Below are 21926 nucleotides of genomic sequence, written 5' to 3'. Positions count from 1 at the left end.
ACCAATAGCGGTCCAAACGGGGGTCCCAGGCCATGACCACGCGGCGGAGCTTTCTGGGCGGAACGGCAGCGACCGCGGGCATGGCATCCCTGGCTGGAGCGGCGCAGCCCGACCGGGCACTGATCGTGTCGACCTGGGACTTCGGCGCAGCGGCGAACGATGCCGCCTTCGCCCGGATGAAAGCCGGGGGTAGCCTGATCGATGCAGTCGAAGCCGGCGGCATGGTGCCGGAAGCAGACCCGAACAATCATTCGGTCGGCTATAGCGGCTATCCCGATCGCGACGGTCACGTCACGCTGGATGCGGTCATCATGGACGATGCCGGCGGCGTCGGTGCGGTCGCCGCGCTGGAGGATACCGTCCACGCCATCTCGGTCGCGCGCCGGGTTATGGAGAAGACGCCGCATACCTTCATCGTCGGCGAAGGCGCGACGCGGTTTGCGCGGGATCAGGGCTTTCCCAAGGTGAAGCTGCTGACGCCGGAAGCGGAGAAGGCGTGGCGCGACTGGCTGAAGACATCGCAATACCGACCGGTCGCGAATATCGAGAATGCCCGCCCTCGTGGTGGTGCGCTCGACCACGACACGATCGGGCTGCTGGCGCGGACCGCCGATGGCCGAATGGCGGGGGCGTGCACCACATCGGGCATGGCGTTCAAGATGCGCGGTCGGGTCGGCGACTCGCCGCAGGTCGGCGCCGGACTCTACGTCGAGGCGGGGGTAGGCGCGGCAACTTCCACCGGACTGGGGGAGGAGGTCACCCGCGTCTCCGGCACGGCCCGCGTCGTCGCCTCGATGCGTGCCGGGCTGTCGGCGCAGGCGGCTTGCGAGGAAGTGGTGCGGCATATCGCCAAGCTGCGCGGCGATGCGATCAAGGGCACGCAGGTCGGGTTTTTGGCGCTGTCGCCGCAGGGGGAGGTCGGCGCTTTCTGTCTGCTGCCGGGGTTCACCTATGCAGTGACGGATGGCGCGGGTGTGACGGTCGTGAAGAAGGGGCCATCGCTGTTCGCGGCGTGATCCCCGGGCGTCCAGTCGCTGGCAGGGCCATGCGACTCGGACAACCTGGGCACCTTAATGGAAACGATCCAAGTCTACCGTTTCCGGATCGGCGATAATAGGACAGCGTCGGGGATGAGAAAGAGCCGGGATGGCGGTAGCGTGATCGAACCGCGTAGGACATCCCGGTTGCCTTTTCGACAGTTCGCCAAGGGGATGGCGCCGGTCGCGTCCGACACGTGTCGTTCAGGCGGCGCTTTCCGCCAGAACGGTGAGGCCCTGCGCGTTCACCTCCGCGAAGCCGCCCTGGATCGCGATCGTCTCTGGCTGGCCGCCTTCGGTGCGATAGACCGACAGCGCACCGTCGCGGACGGTGGACATCAGCGGCGCATGGCCTTCCAGCACGCCGAAGTCGCCCTCGGTGCCGGGGACGACGACCATGTACACGTCCTCGGACCGGACGAGCTTTTCGGGCGTGACGAGTTCGAAGTGGAGCATTGTTTTCTTCCTTGGCCCCTCCTCTTCAGAGGAGGGGTTGGGGTGGAGGAGTCATGAGCGCCGGTCTCGGTGAGACCTTCCCCACCCCAACCCCTCCCCTAAAGGGGAGGGGCTTTTCCCGTCAGCTTACGATTCCTGCGCCATCTTCTCGGCCTTGGCGACGACTTCGTCGATGCCGCCAACCATGTAGAACGCACCTTCGGGCAGGTGATCGTATTCGCCGTCGACGACCGCCTTGAACGAGCGGATCGTGTCTTCGATCTGCACGAACTTGCCGCTGATGCCGGTGAACACCTCGGCGACGTGGAACGGCTGGCTGAGGAAGCGCTGGATCTTGCGAGCGCGCGTGACGGTCAGCTTATCCTCTTCGGACAGTTCGTCCATGCCGAGGATGGCGATGATGTCCTGCAACGACTTGTAGCGCTGGAGCAGCGACTGGACGGCGCGTGCCGTGTCGTAATGCTCCTGACCGACGACGCGCGGTTCGAGGACGCGGCTGGTCGAATCGAGCGGATCGACCGCCGGATAGATGCCGAGCTCCGAAATGGCGCGGTTGAGCACGGTCGTCGCGTCCAGATGGGCGAACGACGTCGCCGGGGCCGGATCGGTAAGATCGTCGGCGGGAACGTACACGGCCTGCACCGAGGTGATGGACCCCTTGTTGGTCGAGGTGATCCGCTCCTGCAACGCGCCCATGTCGGTCGACAGCGTCGGCTGATAGCCCACTGCCGACGGGATACGGCCGAGCAGCGCCGACACTTCCGCGCCCGCCTGCGTGAAGCGGAAGATGTTGTCGACGAAAAAGAGCACGTCCTGCCCTTCCTGATCGCGGAAGTATTCGGCGATCGTCAGGCCCGAGAGCGCAACGCGGGCGCGGGCGCCCGGCGGCTCGTTCATCTGGCCGAATACCAGCGCGACCTTCGATCCCTCAGACTGCGGATTGCCATCGGCATCCTTGGCGATGACGCCCGCATCGAGGAATTCATGGTACAGATCGTTACCCTCGCGGGTGCGCTCGCCGACGCCGGCGAACACCGAGGTGCCGCCATGACCCTTAGCGATGTTGTTGATCAGTTCCTGGATCAGCACGGTCTTGCCGACGCCGGCGCCGCCGAACAGGCCGATCTTGCCGCCCTTCGCATAGGGCGCGAGCAGATCGATCACCTTGATGCCGGTGACCAAAATGGCGTTCTCGGTCGACTGATCGACGAACAGCGGCGCATCGGCGTGGATCGGGCTACGCAGGTCGGTGAGGACCGGACCGCGCTCGTCGATCGGCTCGCCGATGACGTTGAGGATGCGGCCGAGCGTCGCCGGACCGACCGGAACGCTGATCTGCGCGCCGGTATCGCGCACGGTCTGGCCGCGGGTCAGACCCTCGGTCGCGTCCATCGCGATCGTGCGGACGGTGTTCTCGCCCAGATGCTGCGCGACTTCGAGGACGAGGCGGTTGCCATTGTTATCCGTCTCGAGCGCCGAGAGGATCGCCGGCAGATTGTCCGGGAAATGCACGTCCACGACCGCGCCGATGATCTGCGCGATCGTGCCGGTGGTGTTGCTGCTGCCCGTGTTCTGCGTCGGGCGGATGTCGTCTGCGGCGGTTGCCATGGCGGTTCTTCCTGCTTCGGATTCGTTAGAGCGCTTCGGCGCCGGAGATGATCTCGACCAGCTCGGTCGTGATCGCGGCCTGACGCGTGCGGTTGTACTGGATCGAAAGGCGATTGATCATGTCGCCCGCGTTGCGGGTGGCATTGTCCATCGCGTTCATGCGGCTGCCCTGTTCCGACGCGGCGTTCTCGAGCATCGCGCGGAAGACCTGGATCGCGACGTTGCGCGGCAGCAGGTCGGCGAGGATGCCTTCCTCGTCGGGTTCGTATTCAACGACGGCGCCGGCTGAGACGGGCGCGGAAGTTGCCGAAGTTGGTGACACGTCCGCCTTGGAAACGTCCACCGCGACCGGGATGATCTGCTGGCCGACGGGCTCCTGCACCAGCGCCGAAACGAACTTGGCGTAGAACAGGTGGGCGACGTCGAACTCGCCCGCGGCATAGCGCGCCAGCAGGTCGTCGGCGATCTCTCGCGCCTGGGTGAAGCCCAGCGTCTTGTGGCCCCCGAGCTCATGGTCGGCGACGATGCCGTTCGGGTAGAAGCGCTTGAGAACGCGCCCCTTCTTGCCCGCCAGATAGAAGCGCACGGTCTTGCCCTGCGCCTCCAGCTCCTCCGCCTTGCGGCGGGCCGCGCGGACGATGTTGGTGTTGAACGCGCCGGCAAGGCCGCGTTCCGAGGTCGCGACGACGAGCAGGTGGACCTGATCCTTGCCGGTACCCGACAGCAAAGGCGACACGCCCGCGCCGCCGGCCAACTGGCGCGACAGGCTGGCGACGACCGCCTCCAGACGCTCGGCATAGGGACGCCCGGCCTGCGCCGCCTCCTGCGCACGGCGCAGCTTGGCGGCGGCGACCATCTTCATCGCCTTGGTGATCTTCTGGGTCGATTTGACCGAGTTGATCCGAACCTTGAGGGCCTTCAGTGACGCCATTGTCTGCCTTCTCGTGCTCCTGCGCAGGCAGGAGCCCAGGGTTACTCAGCGAGCCGTCTTTGGCTCTGGGCTCCTGCGTACGCAGGAGCACCGGGTGGCCTTACGCGAAGGTCTTCGCGAACTGGTCGAGTGCGGCCTTCAGCCCCGACTTGGCCTCGTCGCCGAGATCGCGGGTTTCGCGAATCTTGGTGAGGACGTCGGCGTGGTTGGCGCGCAGGTCCTGCAACATCGCCGCTTCGTAGCGGACGACGTCGTTCACCGCGACCTTGTCGAGATAGCCGTTGGTGCCGGCGAAGATCGACGCGGTCTGCTCCTCGAAGGGCATCGGGTTGAACTGCGACTGCTTGAGCAGCTCGGTCAGGCGCGCGCCGCGGTTGAGCAGGCGCTGGGTCGAGGCGTCGAGGTCCGATCCGAACTGCGCGAACGCGGCCATTTCGCGATACTGCGCCAGCTCGAGCTTGATCGAGCCGGACACCTTCTTCATCGCCTTGGTCTGTGCGGCGGAGCCGACGCGGCTGACCGACAGGCCGACGTTGATCGCCGGGCGGATGCCCGCGAAGAACAGGTCGGTTTCGAGGAAGATCTGGCCGTCGGTGATCGAGATCACGTTGGTCGGGATATAGGCCGACACGTCGCCCGCCTGCGTCTCGATGATCGGCAGCGCAGTGAGGCTGCCGCCGCCGTTGGCGTCCGACATCTTGGCGGCGCGCTCCAGCAGGCGGCTGTGCAGGTAGAACACGTCGCCCGGATAGGCTTCGCGGCCCGGCGGACGGCGCAGCAGCAGCGACATCTGACGATAGGCGACCGCCTGCTTCGACAGATCGTCGAACACGATCAGCGCGTGCATGCCGTTGTCACGGAAATACTCGCCCATCGCGGTGCCGGTGTAGGGCGCGAGGAACTGGAGCGGCGCGGGCTCCGACGCGGTCGCAGCGACGACGATGGAATAGTCCATCGCGCCATTCTCTTCGAGCGTCTTGACGAGCTGGGCGACGGTCGAGCGCTTCTGGCCGACCGCGACATAGACGCAGTACAGCTTCTTGGATTCGTCCGAGCCCTGATTGACCGTCTTCTGATTGATGAAGGTGTCGATCGCGACGGCGGACTTGCCGGTCTGGCGATCGCCGATGATCAGCTCGCGCTGGCCGCGGCCGACCGGCACGAGCGCGTCGATCGCCTTCAGGCCCGACTGCATCGGCTCGCTGACCGACTGGCGCGGGATGATGCCCGGCGCCTTCACTTCGACGCGGCTGCGCTTCTCGGCGACGATCGGACCCTTGCCGTCGATCGGGTTGCCGAGACCATCGACGACGCGGCCGAGCAGGCCCTTGCCGACGGGAACGTCGACGATCGTGCCGGTGCGCTTGACGATGTCGCCCTCGCGGATCTCGGCGTCCGAGCCGAAGATCACGACACCGACGTTATCGGCTTCGAGGTTGAGCGCCATGCCCTGCACGCCGTTGGCGAATTCGACCATCTCGCCCGCCTGGACGTTGTCGAGGCCGTAGATGCGGGCGATGCCGTCGCCGACGCTGAGCACCTGGCCGGTCTCGGTGACCTGGGCCTCGGTGCCGAAGTTGCTGATCTGGTCCTTGATGACCTTCGAGATTTCTGCGGCGCGGATATCCATGTGCTTAGCCCTTCATCGCGTGCGCGAGAGTATTGAGACGGGTGCGGATCGACGAATCGATCATCTGTGAACCGATACGGACGACGAGGCCGCCGAGCAGTTCGGGATCGACCGACAGGTCGACGGAAACTTCGCGGCCCATGCGTGCGCGCAGCTGCTGCTTCAGCTCGCCGACCTGTTCGTCGGTGAGCGGGTGCGCGCTGGTGACCTCTGCGGTCGCCTCGCCGCGGTGGCGGGCGGCGAGCGTGCGAAAGGCGCGGATGATTGCGGGCAGCTGGCCGAGGCGGCGGTTTTCGGCGAGGACGCCGAGGAAATTCTTGGTGGTCGCATCGATGCCGATGCTGTCGGCGACGCCGAGGATCGCCTTCACCGCGGCGCCGCGGGCGACCAGCGGGCTGGTGGTCAGCGCGCGGAAATCGTCGCTCTGCGCGAGCGCGTCGCGGACCGAGGCGAGGCTGGCTTCGACGGTATCGATGCTCTTCGAATCGCGCGCGAGCTCGAACAGCGCGATCGCATAGCGTCCGCCTAAGCTTGCCTGAATACCGCCGGATGTCTCCACGGAGTCGAAGTCCTCGTGCCGAATGTTGGCCCATGGGGAGAAGGGCGCGCGAAAGCGCACCTCTTATGGGTGGCGGGCGGCTAGCATGGGGGTCGCCGGAGCGCAAGTATGACGGGGGCGTCATGTTCGCGGAATCCTTGCCCGTCGCAGGCGGGAGATACGCTCGCATCGGCAGCATGCGTTCAGGATCGGAAGCGTAACGACAATGGACGGAGGACGCTGAACTATGCGAGGGCTGGTGGCTATGATGATCGGATCGGCGCTCGCATCGACGGCGGCGGCCGAGACGTTGCGGGTGGAAGGCGTGTTCCCGGCGCAGGCGCGGGAGGCGAGCTTTCTGCCGACGATCGCGGTCGGCGAATTCGCCGGACCGGAGGGTGACGCGCTGGCCGACGCGATCGAGCGGCGGCTCGCGACCCTCGGTTCGGACGGCCTGCCCCATGTACGCCTGATCCCGCCGGGCCTGAAGCCCGACGGATTGCTGACCGGGCGTACGAACGTGTCCGTGTCGGACAACGATTATACCGAAAGTCGTCAACGCTGCATCGAGAAGAAGGACGGCAAATGCGTACGCAAGGAGACATATCGCGTCGACTGCGTGGCGCGCACGATCGACTTCCGTGCCGATCTGAGACTGACGCGACGTACCGGCGGCCTGCCCTATGCGGTCAGCAAGACGCGTGACGACCGGCATGACTGGTGCGAGGATAGCGGCGTGGCGAGCGATGTGGGCAGCACGGTGCATGGCTTCGTCGAATCGGTTGCAGCCGAGGTTCGGCTCGATCTGGCGCCGCATGCAGAGAGCTACACGATCCGGGTGCAGGAGCGGCGCGACGGTCTGCCGGCCGACGCTGCCGCCCGGTTCAAACAGGCGGTCCGGCTGACCAAGACCGACGGCGCTGCCGCGTGCGCCGTCTTTGCCGAGGTCGACCGGGTGGCGCCGGATCATGGATCAACCACCTTCAACCTGGCGCTATGTGCCGAGGCGGCGGGTCGTTATGCCGAGGCGGGGGATCGCTACACCCGGGCCCGGTTGTTCGCGCCGAAGGCGGGCGGCGATGTCACCAAGGGGCTGGGCCGCGTCGGCGCACTGGCAGCAGGCGCGCAGGACGTGGCGGCGATGCGCGCCATGCCACCCGTTCGCGGTACGGGGTTTTGAGCGCAAGCCCCGGGATGAGGCGAGCGCGGCGATCGATTATACCGTCGGCATGACCAGCATCGATCAGGACGCAGCCTGGGCCGCATTTACCGCGCGCGACCGGGGACAGGACGGAGCCTTCGTCGCTGCGGTGCGGACGACCGGCATCTATTGCAAGCCGAGCTGCCCCGCCCGCCATCCCCATCGCGAGAACGTCAGCTTCCTGCCCGACGGAGCCGCGGCGCGGGCGGCGGGGTATCGCGCCTGCCTGCGCTGCAAGCCGGACGCGGTCGCCCGCGACAGCCGCGCCGTCGCCGAAGCGGTGGCGCTGATCGCCGCAGCGGAGGAGGGCATCGGACTGGACGCGCTGGCAGCACGGGTCGGCTACGCGCCGCACCACTTCCTGCGGCTGTTCAAGCGGGCGACCGGGGTAACCCCTGCCGCTTATGGCCGGGGCCTGCGGGCGAGCCGCGCAGCCGAGGCGTTGCAACGCGACGGCAGCGTTACCGGTGCGATCTACGAAGCCGGCTATGGCGCGGCGAGCCGCTTCTACGCGGACGGCGCACGCCGGCTGGGGATGAGCCCCAGCGTATGGGCGCGGGGCGGCATTGGGGTGACGATGCGATGGACGGTCGCGGCGACCAGCCTCGGCCCGCTACTGGTGGCCGCCACCGATACAGGATTGTGCCGCGTGGCGTTCGACGAGGATGCCGCAGCGCTGACACGCCGCTTCCCCCGCGCGACGATCGTGGCGGGCGACCCGGCGCTGGCGGCGCTGGCTGAGGAGGTCGTGACGCTGGTCGAGACGCCCGGCCGCGACGCGGCGCTGCCCCTGGACGTTCGTGGCACTGCTTTTCAGGAGGCGGTGTGGCAGGCGTTGAAGACGATCCCCGCCGGCGAAACGCGCAGTTATGCCGAACTCGCCGCGCTCGCGGGGCGGCCGGGTGCGGTGCGCGCGGCAGGGACGGCGTGTGGCCGCAACCCGCTGGCCGTGATCGTCCCCTGCCACCGCGTCACCCGTAGCGATGGCGCCCCCGGCGGCTACGCCTATGGCGTCGATCGCAAGCGGGCGCTGCTGGATCGGGAACGGAGTTAGTTGCCGGCCTGCGGCGTAGCAGGGGCTGCGCCTCCACCCACACTGCTCCCGTCCGGACCGCCGTCCACCGGACCATCGGCCTCGCTGCCGGTCACGGCCGCGGCGGTGGCGGCGTTCTTTCCGGCGTCGAGTTGCGCCAGCATCCGTGCGGCGCGATTGTCCGCCCCGCTGTGCGCCGAATAGGCCAGCGGGCGCAATGCGGTGCGCGCGTCGTCCAGCCGTCCGTCATACAGGGATTGGGTCGCATAGGCATAACTGAGTCCGCCGTCCTGCGGCACCAGTTCGTGTGCCCGCGCCAGCGCCGCCTTGGCGTTGTCCGTCGCCTTCGCACCCGCCATGCCGAAGCTGGAATAATAGAGCAGCAGCGCGAAGGCATCGTTGGGATCGAGCTTGTTGGCCTTCAGCAGCCAGCTGCGGGCTTCCTTCCACACGGCCGGATCGGTCGCCTTCGCCTCCCTCGCGCGACGCAGATGGACCTGCGCCTTGTAGACCAGCGCCTGCGACGCGTTCGGATCGATCGCCAGCGCCCGGTCGGCGGCAGCTTCGGCAAGGTCGTAGCGGCCGGCATCCAGCGCCATCTCGGCCAGCCAGCCCTGCACCACGGGATCGGTGGCATGGCGTTCGCCGATCGGCAGCGCCTCGGCTAGGATCGGCTGGGCGGTCGTGCGGTTGACTCCGCGGTCGGACTGCATGCGCAGGTCGATCATCGCCTTCTCGCCCGGGCGGAGCGGCCGCAGAGCCACCTGCGGTGCCGCCAGCTGGGCGATCGGAATGGTATAGGCGGGCAGCTTCGATCGCCCGAGATAGGCGTCGAGCGCCTTGTCCAGCGCCCGCAGGTCACCGAAGGCCGCTCGGGCTGCCTCGACGTTCGGCGTGCCGGCATTGACCGCCTTCAGATAGGCGATCAGCTGGTCACGGCGCGTGTTGTCGATCATCAGGTAATGCGTCAGCAGCCAGCCCCGCGCATAAAGCGACGACACCTGTTCCGGCGACATCCTCGATCGGGGCATCCCCATCATCTGTTCGACCGACAGCCGCTCGCGCTGCCGCAGCAGGGCATAGGCGCGGTGCTGGGCAGGCGCGCCGATCCATACCACGTCCTTGTCGAACCGTGCGGTCGACAGAAATTCCGCATAGCCCTCGACCAGCCAGCCGGGCGCCGCCGCCCCGGTGTTGCCCAGCATCAGGTGATGCGTATATTCGTGGAACAGCACGATTTGCGGCTGGAGGCTGTTGGCCGAGCCGCCGCCGGCACGCGCCGGCGTGTAGACCACCGATCCGCTGGCGCGCCCCTTGTAGAAACCCGCGACACGACTGCTGCGATCGCCAAAGATGCGTCGCACCGCGACATCGTTGGCAACGACGTAGACGGTCAGCTTGTTTGACCCATCCCCTTCGCGCGCCGGAATCGAGTTGAAATAGCGGACCACGCTGTCGAAGCGTTCGAGCCGTTCGGCCTGCTCCCTGACGTCGTCGGCATCGCCATTGGCGTAGACGATGAAATGCTTCGACGTCGCCTCGATCCACTCGGCCCGTGCAGGTTGCGCCATCGCCAGCATGGTCGCCGCCGTCGTCAGCGCCAGCCCGTTCGTTGTCCACCGCATCGCGCACTCTCTCCCGCCAAGGGCCGGAGGCTAACGCCGCCGCATCCCGCTGTCAGCCCGCCTTCGTGCAGGAATAGACGAGCTTCTCATTGGGTAGCGGCGGCAGTGCGGCGCGGACGGCCGACTGGCGCTGGGCCAGTCGGTCGATCGCGGCGGGATCGACGCTGCACCGCGCGCCGTCGTTCTCACCGCGCAGCTTGCGCATCTGCTCCATCGCCTGCGCGCCAAGCATATAGCGGGTGTTGGTGTAGCGACGGGTGGCGGGATCGAACATCAGCACCGACACCGTCTGTTCGCCATCCGGCACCAGCACCCGTTCCCAGCGATCGTTGGCGGGCAGATACTGGGTCCGCCCGTTGACGCAGCCGCTACGCCCCCAGGCCAGTGCGACATCGGTGATCGCGGATACGGTGACACGGCTGCTGTCGGGCTGGAAGACGCAGGCGAGCTTGCCGAGCGGGGCGTTGGGCACGACCTGCCGCGTGACCGCGGGCGGCGGCGGCAGATCGGCCTCGCCCGAAGGACGAAGCAGGAATATCGCGACGGCGGCGATCATCGCGAGACCGCCGACGCCTGCGGCCCAGATCGCCGGACGCCGCCTGTCGCGCGATTCGAGCAGCCCCGCACCGCCGACGCCGAGGGCGCCGAGCACCAGCAGCAGCCCGGCGACGGCCATCACATTCTCGCGCCGGGTCTGCGCAGCCTCGCGCGCGTCCGCAAGCGCCTCTTCCCGCCCCATCGCAGCACGCGTCGCAGCCTCGCGCGCGCTGGTCAGCGCATCGGCGCGGGCACGGGCGTCCGCCTCGGTGTCGTCGCGCAGCCGTTCCTCGATCGAGGTGCAGGGCGTGCCGACGGTCGCATAGGGCTGCTTCGCTTCCCGCAGGAATGCGAACACTTCGGTATCGGCGATGGCGAAGCCGAACGAGCTGTCACCCTCCTCGCCGCGGGTGATGGCGGAATTGATGCCGATCACGCGACCACAGCGATCGAGCAACGGCCCACCCGAGTTGCCACGCGCGATATTGGCGGTGTGAAGCAGCACCTCGACTCCAGTCAGGCTGCGTCGGCCGGAGAATACGCCTTCCGAGCGCACCGGCGAGGTCGGGCGGATGTAATCGGCGGCGGAGCGCGCGGTCGCGAGGTCGACGTTGCCGGGATAGCCGAGCGCGACCACTGCATCGCCCTCCCCCACCGGACCGGTGTACAGCGCCGCTACTGGCAGACGGGCGCCGGCGAATTCGATCAGCGCGAGGTCGCGTTGCGCGTCATAGGCGATGACGCGTCCCTGATAGCTCTTGTCGCCTTCGGAGGGGACCACGCCGACGACGACGTTGTCGGGATAGCGTTCGGCCAGCTCCATGACGTGCGCGTTGGTGACGATGCGATCGGGTGCGATCGCGACACCGCTGCCGTGGCCGAAGCCCACCACCTGGCCATCGACCACCGCGATCGTGACGACCCGAACGACACCGCGGGCGGTCGCGCCGATGTCGTCCGCCGAAGCCGGGGCGGCACCGGCGATCGATCCGACGATCGCGACGAGGAAAAGCAAGAGCCAGCGCATACGACCGCTTCGAACGGCAGCGCGGCTGCGCTGTCAAGTTCGGCATGGGGCGTCTGGGCCGCAATCGGGCGTCGACTGAGTTTGGTTAGGAAAATGTCAAACTCTGCCCCCTACCCCTTCCCTCGAGGTTCAAGGGGTACAGCATGAGCGCGTTCGGGCGTCGCAGCGGAATGGGTGGCGGACAGCCGGCAAGACCGGCCTTCGGCGTGGCGCGCCCGATGCAGGGCAGCGGTATCGCGCGGTCCGACGAATCAGCCCCCGGTAGCCAGTTTCCGCCCATCGAGTCGATGCCGTTGCCGGGCGAGGACAGCCTGCCCGGTACGATGCCGGCGGGCACGCTCGACGCGATGCAGCGCCTGACCGACCGCCAGAACGCCAGTGGCGAGTCCGGCAGCAGCCGCGGCGAAGGGTTCGAGGCGTCGATCCACAAGATCAAGGAACAGGTGCTGCCGCGCCTGCTGGAGCGCGTCGATCCCGAAGCCGCCGCGACGCTGGGCAAGGACGAGCTGGCCGAGGAATTCCGGCCGATCATCGGCGAGGTGCTCGCCGAGCTGAAGCTGACGCTCAACCGCCGCGAACAATTCGCGCTGGAAAAGGTGCTGGTCGACGAGCTGCTCGGGCTGGGGCCGTTGGAGGAATTGCTCGCCGATCCGGCGATCACCGACATCATGGTCAACGGGCCCGACCAGACCTACGTCGAGCGCAAGGGCAAGCTGGAGCTGGCGCAGATCCAGTTCCGCGACGAGGAGCATCTGTTCCAGATCGCGCAGCGCATCGTCAATTCGGTCGGCCGCCGCGTCGATCAGACGACGCCGCTCGCCGATGCCCGCCTGAAGGACGGGTCCCGCGTCAACGTGATCGTGCCACCGCTGAGCCTGAAGGGCACGGCGATCTCGATCCGTAAATTCTCCGCCAAGCCGATCACTCTCGACATGATGGCGGGCTTCGGCAGCATGTCGCCGAAGATGGCGACCGCACTGAAGATCGCAGGCGCGAGCCGGTTCAACGTCGTCATCAGCGGCGGTACCGGTTCGGGCAAGACGACGATGCTCAACGCGCTGTCGAAGATGATCGACCCGGGCGAGCGCGTGCTGACGATCGAGGACGCAGCCGAATTGCGGTTGCAGCAGCCGCACTGGCTGCCGCTGGAAACGCGTCCCGCCAATCTGGAGGGTCAGGGCGAGATCTCGATCCGCGACCTCGTCAAGAACGCGCTGCGTATGCGCCCGGATCGCATCATCCTGGGCGAAATCCGTGGCAGCGAATGTTTCGACATGCTCGCGGCGATGAACACCGGCCACGACGGTTCGATGTGTACGCTCCACGCCAACTCCCCGCGCGAGGCGCTGGCGCGTATGGAGAACATGGTGATGATGTCGGACATCAAGGTGCCGAAGGAGGCGATCAGCCGCCAGATCGCCGATTCGGTCGAGCTGATCATCCAGGTGAAACGCCTGCGCGACGGCTCACGCCGCGTCACCAACGTCACCGAGGTGATCGGCATGGAAGGCCCGGTGATCGTCACGCAGGAATTGTTCAAGTTTGAATATCTCGACGAGAGCGCGGACGGCAAGATCATCGGCGAATACCGTTCGATGGGCCTGCGCCCCTACACGCTGGACAAGGCGAAGCAGTTCGGGTTCGACAGCGCCTATCTGGAAGCGTGCCTGTAGGACCGCCGTGACAAAGATGTGAGGCCCGCGGCGATACGTGGTAATGGCGTCGCGATGCGTTGTTTCCTGCCGTTCGCCGCACTGCTGATTGCAGCGGCACCCCTGCCGCTTCGTCCTGATACCGCCGACCGCGAGGGAACGGTCGCGCTCGCCGCGGATACCGAAGCACGCTGGGTGACGTTCGACCTGACGCCCGGCAACCAGATGCGCTTTACGCTGACGCTCGACGGGCGGCCGGTCACCGCGATCCTAGACACCGGGGTGAGTTATTCGGTTCTCGCCCGCCAATCGGCGGCGGTCGATCCGGCGCGCGTCGTCGCCAACGGACAGGCGACCGCGATCGGCGGCGGCGGTAACGGCACCGTGGCGATCGGCTGGCAACCGACCCGGCAACTGGCGATCGGTGGACTGACCCGCACCGGCGGCGGCGTCACCGTCGCCGACCTGCCCGCGCTCGCCACCGGCAGCGCCCGCGCGGTCGATATGCTGGTCGGGCGCGACGTCACCGGCGGACAAGCCCTCGACGTGGATTATGCCAACCGCCGTTTCCGATTGCTGCCGTCCGGCCGACTGCCGTTCGTCGGCGCGCTGGCGCCGCTGTCGATCTCCGCCAACCGCCGCGTCTACGAAAGCGCCATAACCATCGGCGGCAAGCGTCTGTCGCCGATGATCGTCGACACCGGCGACGGGTCCGCGCTGACATTGTCCGAGGCAAGCTGGCGTCAGCTCGCGACCGCGGTGCCGACCACCACGACGATCTCGTTCGGGCTGGCCGGCGAAACGGTGAGCACGCTCGCCATCCTGCCGTCCGCGACGCTGGGCCAGCAGGCGATCCGCAACGTCGAGACCCGTGTCGAGCCCCGCGGTGGCTTTTCGCAGGCGGTCGGCGTCGCCGGGCGGATCGGTTCGGGCCTGCTGCAAGGCTATCGCGTGTTGCTCGATCCCACGGCAGGGCGAATGGTGCTGAAGCCCGGCCCCGATGCCGATGCGCTGCCGTTGCGATCGACCAGCGGGTTGCTCGTCGGCGTGCAGGGTGACCGGCTGAAGGTGCTGCACGTCATGCGCGGCGGTCCCGCCGCGGCAACGAACTGGCGGACGGGGGACCTGATCTGCCGGATCGACGACCAGCCCGTCGGGAAGGACTATCCGTCGAGCCCGCTGGCAAAATGGTCGATCGGCGCGCCGGGCACGGTCGTGCGACTGGGCCTGTGCGACGGCACGGTGCGATCGCTGACGCTGGCGCAGTTCTACTGAGCTTGCACGGGCGCGCAGTTGCAAGCGGGAGGGGAGACCGCGCGACGCCCCGAGTTGCTTCGCCACACCCGCACTGACGAGCAGGCGGCGAGTGCCTCCCCCATCGACGGGTCAGCGGCTATGCAATCCGAGACTGACGAGCAGGATCGTTGCGAGCAGCGCCGCCATCTGCACGGTCCGCCAGTCGACCCAGCCGACGCGGTCGAGATCGTCGCGCAGCCGTCGCCGGCGATCCCGCAACGCGGCGAAAAGCGCGACGAGCACCGCTCCGCCAGCGCCCCAGAACATCGCCGGCACGGGCGCGCGCTCAGCCGAGCTTCTCGACCTTGTCCTGCAACCGCGCCATTTCCGCCTTCAGTGCGGCAATCTCGTCGTCCTTGCTCCTGGAGGTAACGGGAGCGGAAGGCGAGGCCGGCGCCGGCGACGCACCACCTGCGGGCGGCTGGAACGCCTGCGCCGCCGCTTCGAACATCTGGAGGTTGCGCTTGGCGATCTCGGCGAAGGGCGAGTGGGCGAACGCGCCCTCGACCGCCGATTTGAATTGTTCCTGATTGCGGCGGAAGCTGTCCATCGACGCCTCGAGATAGCCCGGCACCATCGACTGCATCGAATCGCCATACATCGAGATCAGCTGACGCAGGAAGCTGACCGGCAGCATGGTCTGGCCGCGGCTTTCCTCTTCCATGATGATCTGGGTCAGGACGTTGTGGGTGATATCGTCGTCGGTCTTGGCGTCGACGACCTTGAAGTCGCGGCCTTCGCGGGTCATCGTCGCCAGATGGTCGAGTGTGATATAGGACGAGGTCTCGGTGTTATAGAGCCGGCGATTGGCGTATTTCTTGATGATGACGACACCATCGGTCCTGGCTTGCTTCTTCATGCGGCTCCCCCGTCGCGTAACCCGACCCATCCGGTGTTCCGTCCGTGACTGATGTGGGTGATACGCCTCAATTTTTCGCACCGCAACACGGACCGCGTCCCCTGCCGCTGTTCCTGGACATGCTGCGCAGCGAAACTGCAGCACATCCGGAACGGCTCGCCGCGGCGATGGCCGGCCTCGCCGCCTATCAGCAGGCGCCCCGTCCCGCCCCGCCGCCACCGATGCCGGCGTTGGCGATCAGCGGGCGCGCGACGCTGCGCTACTACGGCGGGCGCGGGCGGCTGGTGGTGTTCGTCCCCTCGCTGATCAATCCGCCCGCCATCCTCGACCTCGGTGGGACGTCGCTGGTCCGATGGATGGCGCGGCAGGGTTTCCGGGTCGCGCTGGTCGATTGGGGCGCGCCGACGACGGCGGATCGCGATGTCGACATGACCGCGCATATCGAGGCGCTGCTGATCCCGCTGATCGAGCAGCTCGACGAGCCGCCGGTGCTGGTCGGCTACTGCCTCGGCGGCACGATGGCGCTGGCTGCAGCCTGCGCGACGCCGGTCGCCGGTCTCGCGATGCTCGCCGCGCCGTGGCAGTTCGCGGGATATGGCACCAATGCGGCGGCGATGATCGACATGTGGTCCGCCGCCAGTCCGACGTGCGAGGCGCTGGGCGTCATGCCGATGGAGGTGTTGCAGGCCGGGTTCTGGCGGCTCGATCCCGCACGGACGGTCGCCAAGTACGAAACGTTCGGGCGGCTCGATCCGGACAGCGATGCGGCGCGATCGTTCGTGCGACTGGAGGATTGGGCGAATGCCGGCGAGCCGCTGCCGCTCGCCACCGCACGCGACCTGTTCGAACGCTTCATCGCAACGGATCTGCCGGGCACCGGCGGTTGGTCGATCCGCGGTGCGGCGGTAGCGCCCGACCGGCTCGGCTGCCCTGCCATGGAGTTCGTCTCCGCCACTGACCGCATCGTCCCCGCCGCCACCGCAGCGGGACTGTCGGACCGCCGCGACCTCGCGCTCGGTCACGTCGGCATGATCGTCGGCGGCCGCGCACGATCGATGGTGTGGGAACCGCTCGCCCACTGGATTGCGGGCCTTCCGCCGGGTACACGGCGCACAGAGGAGTAGGACCATCATGAACGAGATCGTCGTCACCGCCGCCAAGCGCACCCCCGTGGGCAGCTTTTTGGGCGCGTTTTCCGCCACTCCGGCGCACGAGCTCGGTCGAATCGCGATCGAGGCCGCGCTGGCGCAGGCCGGCGTCGACGGCGCCGACGTATCCGAAGTGATCCTTGGCCAGGTCCTTACCGCCGCGCAGGGCCAGAACCCGGCACGTCAGGCGTCGATGGCGGCCGGTATTCCGAAGGAGGTCCCGGCGTGGGGCGTCAATCAGGTGTGCGGATCGGGCCTGCGCGCGGTCGCCCTCGCCTGTCAGGCGATCCAGACCGGCGATGCGACGATCGTCGTCGCCGGCGGGCAGGAGAGCATGTCGCTCAGCGCGCACGCCCAGACGATGCGCGGCGGCACCAAGATGGGTGCGGTCAGTCTGGTCGACACGATGGTCAGCGATGGTCTGACCGACGTGTTCAACGGCTATCACATGGGCATCACCGCGGAAAACCTGGCCGAGCAATATCAGGTAACGCGTGGCGACCAGGACGCCTTTTCCGTCGCCAGCCAGAACAAGGCCGAAGCGGCGCGTAGCAGCGGTCGCTTCAAGAACGAGATCGCGCCCGTCACGATCAAGGGCCGCAAGGGCGATACCGTGGTGGCGGACGACGAATATATCCGCAGCGGCGTGACCATCGACAGCGTCAGCGGTGTGCGCCCGGCCTTCAAGAAGGACGGCACCGTCACCGCCGCCAACGCCAGCGGCCTCAACGACGGCGCCGCGGCGCTGGTCCTGATGAGCCGCGAGGAAGCCGAGCGGCGCGGCGCCCCCGTGCTCGCCACGATCAAGAGCTGGGCGAGCGCCGGCGTCGATCCGTCGATCATGGGCATCGGTCCGGTGCCGGCATCGAAGAAAGCGCTGGAGAAGGCGGGCTGGACCATCGCCGACCTCGACCTGATCGAAGCGAACGAAGCCTTTGCGGCGCAGGCGCTGTCGGTCGGCAAGGAACTCGGCTGGGATGCCGACAAGGTTAACGTCAACGGCGGCGCCATCGCGATCGGCCACCCGATCGGCGCCAGCGGCGCGCGCGTGCTGACGACGCTGATCTACGAGATGCAGAAGCGTGACGCGAAGAAAGGGCTGGCGACGCTTTGCATCGGCGGCGGGATGGGTATCGCCATGTGTGTGGAAAGGTAAGATAGCCTGCCCTTGATCAAGTGTCGGCTGGCATCTTTTGCAGGATCATACAGTCTTGCTGACCCTAGTGTCACATCGTTGCCACACGCGACGATCAACATGATCCCGGCCGGCACAACTCTCTTGTTATCCAGCACGTTTATTGGAACCTTGCTGGCAGATGAACGGGCCGAACCCCGTCTTCGCTACAGGGGAAATCATGCGCATCAGTCTTTTGCTCGGCGCCACGGCGCTTGCCGGCTCGCTTTTCACGTCATCGGTGGCCGCCCAGTCTATTCCGAACGTACCCAGCGCCACGCCGCCAACAGCGACGACTCCGGGTAAGTCGACGGCGCCGGGTGATCCCACGGAACAGGCTGTTACCGTCAGCGCCGATGGCGAACAGCGCGATGACGGATCGATCATCGTCACCGGTTCGCGCATCGCCCGCCCTGAAATCAACGGCGTGCTCCCCGGCGTTCAGATCACGGCCCAGTCGATCGAAACACGTGGCTTCACCAATGCTCTCGAAGCGCTCAACGACATTCCGCTGGTCGGCCCCGGTGCCAGCCCGCTGAACGGCAACAACGGCGGCCAGACGGCAAGCCTGGGCGCCGCTTTCGTCGATTTGCTCGATCTCGGCACCGCGCGTACGCTGACGCTGGTCAACGGCCGCCGCTTCGTATCCGGTAACGCCGCCTCGCTGTTCGTCGCGGGCAATGAAACCGGTAGCCAGGTCGATATCAACGTCATTCCGACCTCGCTGATCGAGCGAGTCGATACGGTGACCGTCGGCGGCGCCGCCGCTTATGGTGCGGACGCGATCGCAGGCGTGGTTAACTTCATCCTGAAGGACGATTACGACGGCCTCCAGCTACGTGGGCTGACCGGCATCTCCGAACGCGGCGACGCGGCCCAGTATCAGCTGAGCGCGCTTGCGGGTCACAACTTCCTCGATGGCCGTGCCAACATCACCGCGTCGTTCGAATACAGCCGCAACGATGGCCTTCAGGCGACGAGCCGCGACTTCCGCACCATTCGCCCCGGATCGTACACCAATCCGTTCAATGGCGGTGTCCGCAACCCGAACTTCGCCCCGACCGCAATTATCGACGTCGCAAATGCCAATAACGGCGCATTCCTGCGCGCGGCGGACGATGGTCAGCCTTCGACGCTGTTCGGCCTCGGCCTGGTCACCCAGACGCTGAGCAACCCGGGCACGGTTCTCAATGTCCAAGGCACGAGCTTCTACACGCCCTATACACGGATTACCGGCACCAATGTCGCTGGCCAGGCCGTCACGACCAACTACATCGCACTGGCCAACGGCGTTACGCCGGTCGGCTTTGCCTTGGCAGGCACGACCGCGAACGGGGCTGCGTCCACGCTGCGGGTATCGGGTACGGGCGCCAGCATCAACAACGGCTTTTTCAGCTTCTCGGGCGCACAGATCATTCAGGGAACGCCGGGTGCGGGTGCAATTACCGCCAACGGTTTGAACGGTCGTACGACGCAGGCGACCAATGTTCCATTCACGACATTCGCGCCGACGTCGCTGCCTGCCAACGTCACCGCAGCGCAAATTTTCACGGCTTATGGCGTGACGGCGCCTACCGGAGCCACTGCGGCACAGCAGACGCTGCTAGCCGTCAACCTGTTGCAAGCCAACCGTTTCACGGCCCGTGAATTCCTGGCAGCCAATCCCACGACCAACCTCAACTATTTCATCGGCACGTTCGCACCCGACGTTCCGCGGATCGCCAACACGGATACCACGCTGGTCAGTGTGAAGGTGAACGGGACGACGGTGCAGGTGCCGGTCAATCAGGTGCTGCCGTTCGTTGCGGTACCGCTGGAGTTCAACGACAACGGTACCCTGCGCGCCTACACTTTCTCGGGTCCGGTGAGCGGCAACGATCCCCTGACCGTCAGCTCCGCTCGCGGCGGTGACGGCGGCTTCCGTCGCAGCCTGGAAAATACCGTGTTGCGGACCCAACAGGACCGCTACGTCGCCAACCTGCTCGGTAAGTTCGACATCAGCGATCAGGTGACCTTCTTCACCGAAAACACTTATGCCAAGGTGCTCAACCGGTCGCTCGGCAATATTTCCGGCGCGCAGAACTTCATCACGCAGGGGCAGGAAAACGCCGCCCTCTTGGTCAACTACAACAATCCGTACCTGACGGCGCAAAATCGGGCCGTGCTGACGTCGGTGGGCATCACGCCCACAGCGACCAACCAAGGTAACTTCCTGATTACCCGTCAAAATCAGGACGTTTTCGGCGCAAACCCGTATACCAATCGGCAGGAGACCTATCGTCTGGTCGGCGGACTCCGGTCGAAGTTCGAGTTGCTCGGACATCGCTGGAACGCTGAAATTTCGGGCAGCTACGGCCGCTCCGTCCAGACGACGAAATCAGCGAATATCTCGGACATCGAGTACCAGCTTGCGCTCGACGCCGTCGATCAGGGTCTCGCCACCACGGGCGTAGCTAATGGCAATGTCGTTTGCCGGGCACAGGTATTCCCGACCCAATATCTGGGACGCACGCCGGTCGGCACGGCGCAGAACATCACCCGCGTTCGCGGTGCGGATGGCGTATTGACCGAGGTCCTGCTGACCCCGACCATTTCGCAGGCGCAGATCGACGGGTGCCGGCCGCTCAACCCGTTCGGCTACAACAACATGACGGACGCATCGAAGGCCTATGTCATTGGCCAGTCGACGTTCCGCAACGTGTCCGAACAGACCTATGCGCAGGCATCGATCGGCGGTGGTCTCTTCAATCTACCCGCCGGTACCGTCCAGATTAACGTCAACGGCGAATATCGTCGCGACAAGCTGGGGTTCTCCACCAACGAACTGAACACGCTCGGCCGGACACGCTCGGCACCGTCGTCCGACACCGAAGCCTATACCGAAACGTACGAAATCGGTGGGGAAATGGTGATCCCGCTGACAGGTCCGAACTTCCTGCCGTTCCTCGGTCGGCTCGATTTTCAGCCGGCAGTCCGAATATCGCAGCAGAACGGTCGCGCCCAAAGCTATCGCAATCTGACCGGGCAGTTGACCACGCCGCAACGTAATGGCGATGCGGCCACGATCTTCTCGCTTGCCGGCACCTGGGCACCCACGCGCGACATCCAGTTCCGCGGCAATTACACCCGCTCGGTGCGTCAGCCGTCGATCGTCGAACTCTTCCTTGGCGGCCAGCCGTCGTTCACGACGCCGGTCGATCTGTGCAATCCGGCGAACATCGACTCGGGTAGCTTCGTGGCCAACCGGCGCAAGAACTGCACCGCGGCGGTGATCGCGGCCGGGGTCAGCGATGCGCAGGGCGTAATAACGACGACCGATCGGGCAACCTCGTTCCTGCAAAATTACGTCGCCACCGGCGCCGGTCTGCAAGGCGTGTTCAACGGCAACACCGCACTCAACCCGGAGCGCGGCGAAAGCTGGACCGCCGGTGCGGCCCTCACGCCGCGCTGGATTCCCGGCTTGACGATCTCGGCGGATTATATCGATGTCCGCGTGAAGGATGTGATCACCACGGCCAGCATCGGCACCTTCCTGCAGACCTGCTACGACAGCCCGATCTATCCCAACCCCACTGCTGACGTCGGCATCAACAGCTGCACGCAATTCTCGCGTGGCACCGATTTCCAGCTGCAGAACGGCTATTCGGCCGGCTTCCTCAATCTGGGTGGGCAACGGGTCAAGGCCGTCAACGCATCGGCGAATTACACGATCGAGCTGGGTTCGGATCGACTGACCCTGCGCGGGGGTGCATACCGCCTGATCAGCTATCAGGTCTCGCCATCGGGCAAGTATGACGACACGCAGGAATCGGTCGGTTCGTTCGGTCGGCCGCGGTGGGAGACGCAGCTGTCCGCGCGGTACGAACATAACCAGGTCTATGGCCAGGTTACCTGGAACCGCAGCGACCCGACGCGGATCTTCGTCAGCAATCTGCCTGCGACCAACGAGCAATACCCGTACACGCGCTATGCAGCACAGAACAACGTTGACATGACGTTGGGTGTCGACGTGAGCGAAAGCTTCCGCTTCCAGGTGTTGGTCGCCAACGTGTTGGACAACACCACGGCCGGCGATCTGGGCTATCGCTTCGCCGATTACTACGATCAGATCGGTCGGCGTTATCGTATGACGGTCACCACCCGCTTCTGATCCAAGACTTCGCTACAGAGGGGT

At 66.3% G+C, this 21926-nt stretch carries 17 protein-coding genes; 8 read left to right on the top strand and 9 right to left on the bottom strand.

The annotated features are described in order from the left end of the window. Positions 1–32 precede the first annotated feature (32 nt). Positions 33–1016 (top strand): N(4)-(beta-N-acetylglucosaminyl)-L-asparaginase, encoded by a 984-nt coding sequence (locus tag LRA87_RS01490; protein WP_230628635.1) that lies wholly within the window; start codon positions 33–35, stop codon positions 1014–1016. A 225-nt stretch (positions 1017–1241) separates the two neighbouring features. Here LRA87_RS01490 and LRA87_RS01485 read toward each other — a convergent pair whose 3' ends face one another. The 5 genes from LRA87_RS01485 to LRA87_RS01465 form a co-directional block, all read right to left on the bottom strand. Further along, complete coding sequence (locus tag LRA87_RS01485; RefSeq protein WP_230628634.1) at positions 1242–1493, bottom strand: ATP synthase F1 subunit epsilon; 252 nt, start codon at positions 1491–1493, stop codon at positions 1242–1244. A gap of 126 nt (positions 1494–1619) precedes the next feature. Beyond that, a complete protein-coding gene (gene atpD, locus LRA87_RS01480) occupies positions 1620–3101 on the bottom strand; it encodes a F0F1 ATP synthase subunit beta (protein ID WP_230628633.1) in 1482 nt (493 codons plus the stop codon). 25 nt (positions 3102–3126) lie between these two features. Beyond that, entirely contained in the window at positions 3127–4032 is a 906-nt protein-coding gene (locus LRA87_RS01475) for a F0F1 ATP synthase subunit gamma (protein ID WP_230628632.1), read from the bottom strand. 100 nt (positions 4033–4132) lie between these two features. Beyond that, on the bottom strand, positions 4133–5662 hold the full coding sequence (atpA, locus tag LRA87_RS01470; RefSeq protein ID WP_230628631.1) for a F0F1 ATP synthase subunit alpha: 1530 nt from the start codon (positions 5660–5662) through the stop codon (positions 4133–4135). Between the two features lie 4 nt (positions 5663–5666). Further along, positions 5667–6221, bottom strand: coding sequence for a F0F1 ATP synthase subunit delta (locus LRA87_RS01465; protein ID WP_230628630.1), 555 nt, complete (start codon positions 6219–6221; stop codon positions 5667–5669). Positions 6222–6465: 244 nt separating this feature from the next. On the opposite strand from LRA87_RS01465, the gene LRA87_RS01460 reads away from it, so the two are divergent. Next, positions 6466–7380: a tetratricopeptide repeat protein gene (locus tag LRA87_RS01460; RefSeq protein ID WP_230629765.1), complete on the top strand. Its 915-nt coding sequence runs from the start codon at positions 6466–6468 to the stop codon at positions 7378–7380. 49 nt (positions 7381–7429) lie between these two features. Then, a complete protein-coding gene (locus LRA87_RS01455; RefSeq protein ID WP_230628629.1) occupies positions 7430–8455 on the top strand; it encodes a methylated-DNA--[protein]-cysteine S-methyltransferase in 1026 nt (341 codons plus the stop codon). Here LRA87_RS01455 and LRA87_RS01450 read toward each other — a convergent pair. Beyond that, the gene (locus LRA87_RS01450) at positions 8452–10059 is read right to left on the bottom strand and encodes a tetratricopeptide repeat protein (protein ID WP_230628628.1); all 1608 of its coding nucleotides are present in this window, start codon (positions 10057–10059) and stop codon (positions 8452–8454) included. The two genes, LRA87_RS01455 and LRA87_RS01450, sit on opposite strands and share 4 nt — an antisense overlap. 52 nt (positions 10060–10111) lie before the next feature. Continuing rightward, the gene (locus tag LRA87_RS01445) at positions 10112–11623 is read right to left on the bottom strand and encodes a S1C family serine protease (protein ID WP_230628627.1); all 1512 of its coding nucleotides are present in this window, start codon (positions 11621–11623) and stop codon (positions 10112–10114) included. A 143-nt stretch (positions 11624–11766) separates the two neighbouring features. Between LRA87_RS01445 and LRA87_RS01440 the strand changes: the two genes are divergently transcribed. Both LRA87_RS01440 and LRA87_RS01435 read left to right on the top strand, forming a co-directional pair. Next, positions 11767–13296, top strand: coding sequence for a CpaF family protein (locus tag LRA87_RS01440; RefSeq protein WP_230628626.1), 1530 nt, complete (start codon positions 11767–11769; stop codon positions 13294–13296). A gap of 54 nt (positions 13297–13350) precedes the next feature. Continuing rightward, positions 13351–14550 (top strand): retropepsin-like aspartic protease, encoded by a 1200-nt coding sequence (locus tag LRA87_RS01435; protein WP_230628625.1) that lies wholly within the window; start codon positions 13351–13353, stop codon positions 14548–14550. 111 nt (positions 14551–14661) lie between these two features. On the opposite strand, the gene LRA87_RS01430 is transcribed toward LRA87_RS01435, so the two are convergent. Together LRA87_RS01430 and phaR are read right to left on the bottom strand one after the other, a co-directional pair. After that, positions 14662–14847, bottom strand: a complete 186-nt coding sequence (locus LRA87_RS01430) for a hypothetical protein (protein WP_230629827.1) — start codon at positions 14845–14847, stop codon at positions 14662–14664. Positions 14848–14857: 10 nt separating this feature from the next. Next, positions 14858–15430, bottom strand: coding sequence for a polyhydroxyalkanoate synthesis repressor PhaR (gene phaR / locus LRA87_RS01425; protein WP_230628624.1), 573 nt, complete (start codon positions 15428–15430; stop codon positions 14858–14860). Positions 15431–15549: 119 nt separating this feature from the next. Between phaR and LRA87_RS01420 the strand changes: the two genes are divergently transcribed. The 3 genes from LRA87_RS01420 to LRA87_RS01410 all read left to right on the top strand — a co-directional run bounded on the left by LRA87_RS01420 (position 15550) and on the right by LRA87_RS01410 (position 21902). Beyond that, positions 15550–16554: an alpha/beta fold hydrolase gene (locus LRA87_RS01420; RefSeq protein WP_230628623.1), complete on the top strand. Its 1005-nt coding sequence runs from the start codon at positions 15550–15552 to the stop codon at positions 16552–16554. A gap of 7 nt (positions 16555–16561) precedes the next feature. Then, positions 16562–17734 carry an acetyl-CoA C-acetyltransferase gene (locus LRA87_RS01415; protein WP_230628622.1) on the top strand — a complete coding sequence of 391 codons (1173 nt, stop codon included), beginning with the start codon at positions 16562–16564 and terminating at the stop codon, positions 17732–17734. 199 nt (positions 17735–17933) lie between these two features. Next, a complete protein-coding gene (locus tag LRA87_RS01410) occupies positions 17934–21902 on the top strand; it encodes a TonB-dependent receptor domain-containing protein (RefSeq protein WP_230628621.1) in 3969 nt (1322 codons plus the stop codon). The last annotated feature ends 24 nt before the right edge of the window (positions 21903–21926 follow it).

This window comes from Sphingomonas sp. Leaf37, from assembly GCF_920939475.1.
Classification (GTDB): Bacteria; Pseudomonadota; Alphaproteobacteria; order Sphingomonadales; family Sphingomonadaceae; genus Sphingomonas.
Note: the sequence above shows the minus strand (reverse complement) of the source record. Positions and strands in the feature narration are given on the sequence as shown.

Excerpts from the sequence above, each read along its gene's own strand:
- LRA87_RS01485 (WP_230628634.1), bottom strand. The coding sequence starts at position 1,493 with ATGCTCCACTTCGAACTCGTCACGCCCGAAAAGCTCGTCCGGTCCGAG.
- atpA (WP_230628631.1), bottom strand. The coding sequence starts at position 5,662 with ATGGATATCCGCGCCGCAGAAATCTCGAAGGTCATCAAGGACCAGATC.
- LRA87_RS01435 (WP_230628625.1), top strand. The coding sequence starts at position 13,351 with ATGCGTTGTTTCCTGCCGTTCGCCGCACTGCTGATTGCAGCGGCACCC.
- phaR (WP_230628624.1), bottom strand. The coding sequence starts at position 15,430 with ATGAAGAAGCAAGCCAGGACCGATGGTGTCGTCATCATCAAGAAATAC.
- LRA87_RS01445 (WP_230628627.1), bottom strand. The coding sequence starts at position 11,623 with ATGCGCTGGCTCTTGCTTTTCCTCGTCGCGATCGTCGGATCGATCGCC.
- LRA87_RS01440 (WP_230628626.1), top strand. The coding sequence starts at position 11,767 with ATGAGCGCGTTCGGGCGTCGCAGCGGAATGGGTGGCGGACAGCCGGCA.
- LRA87_RS01420 (WP_230628623.1), top strand. The coding sequence starts at position 15,550 with ATGCTGCGCAGCGAAACTGCAGCACATCCGGAACGGCTCGCCGCGGCG.
- LRA87_RS01460 (WP_230629765.1), top strand. The coding sequence starts at position 6,466 with ATGATGATCGGATCGGCGCTCGCATCGACGGCGGCGGCCGAGACGTTG.
- LRA87_RS01455 (WP_230628629.1), top strand. The coding sequence starts at position 7,430 with ATGACCAGCATCGATCAGGACGCAGCCTGGGCCGCATTTACCGCGCGC.
- LRA87_RS01410 (WP_230628621.1), top strand. The coding sequence starts at position 17,934 with ATGCGCATCAGTCTTTTGCTCGGCGCCACGGCGCTTGCCGGCTCGCTT.
- LRA87_RS01415 (WP_230628622.1), top strand. The coding sequence starts at position 16,562 with ATGAACGAGATCGTCGTCACCGCCGCCAAGCGCACCCCCGTGGGCAGC.
- LRA87_RS01475 (WP_230628632.1), bottom strand. The coding sequence starts at position 4,032 with ATGGCGTCACTGAAGGCCCTCAAGGTTCGGATCAACTCGGTCAAATCG.
- atpD (WP_230628633.1), bottom strand. The coding sequence starts at position 3,101 with ATGGCAACCGCCGCAGACGACATCCGCCCGACGCAGAACACGGGCAGC.
- LRA87_RS01490 (WP_230628635.1), top strand. The coding sequence starts at position 33 with ATGACCACGCGGCGGAGCTTTCTGGGCGGAACGGCAGCGACCGCGGGC.
- LRA87_RS01450 (WP_230628628.1), bottom strand. The coding sequence starts at position 10,059 with ATGCGGTGGACAACGAACGGGCTGGCGCTGACGACGGCGGCGACCATG.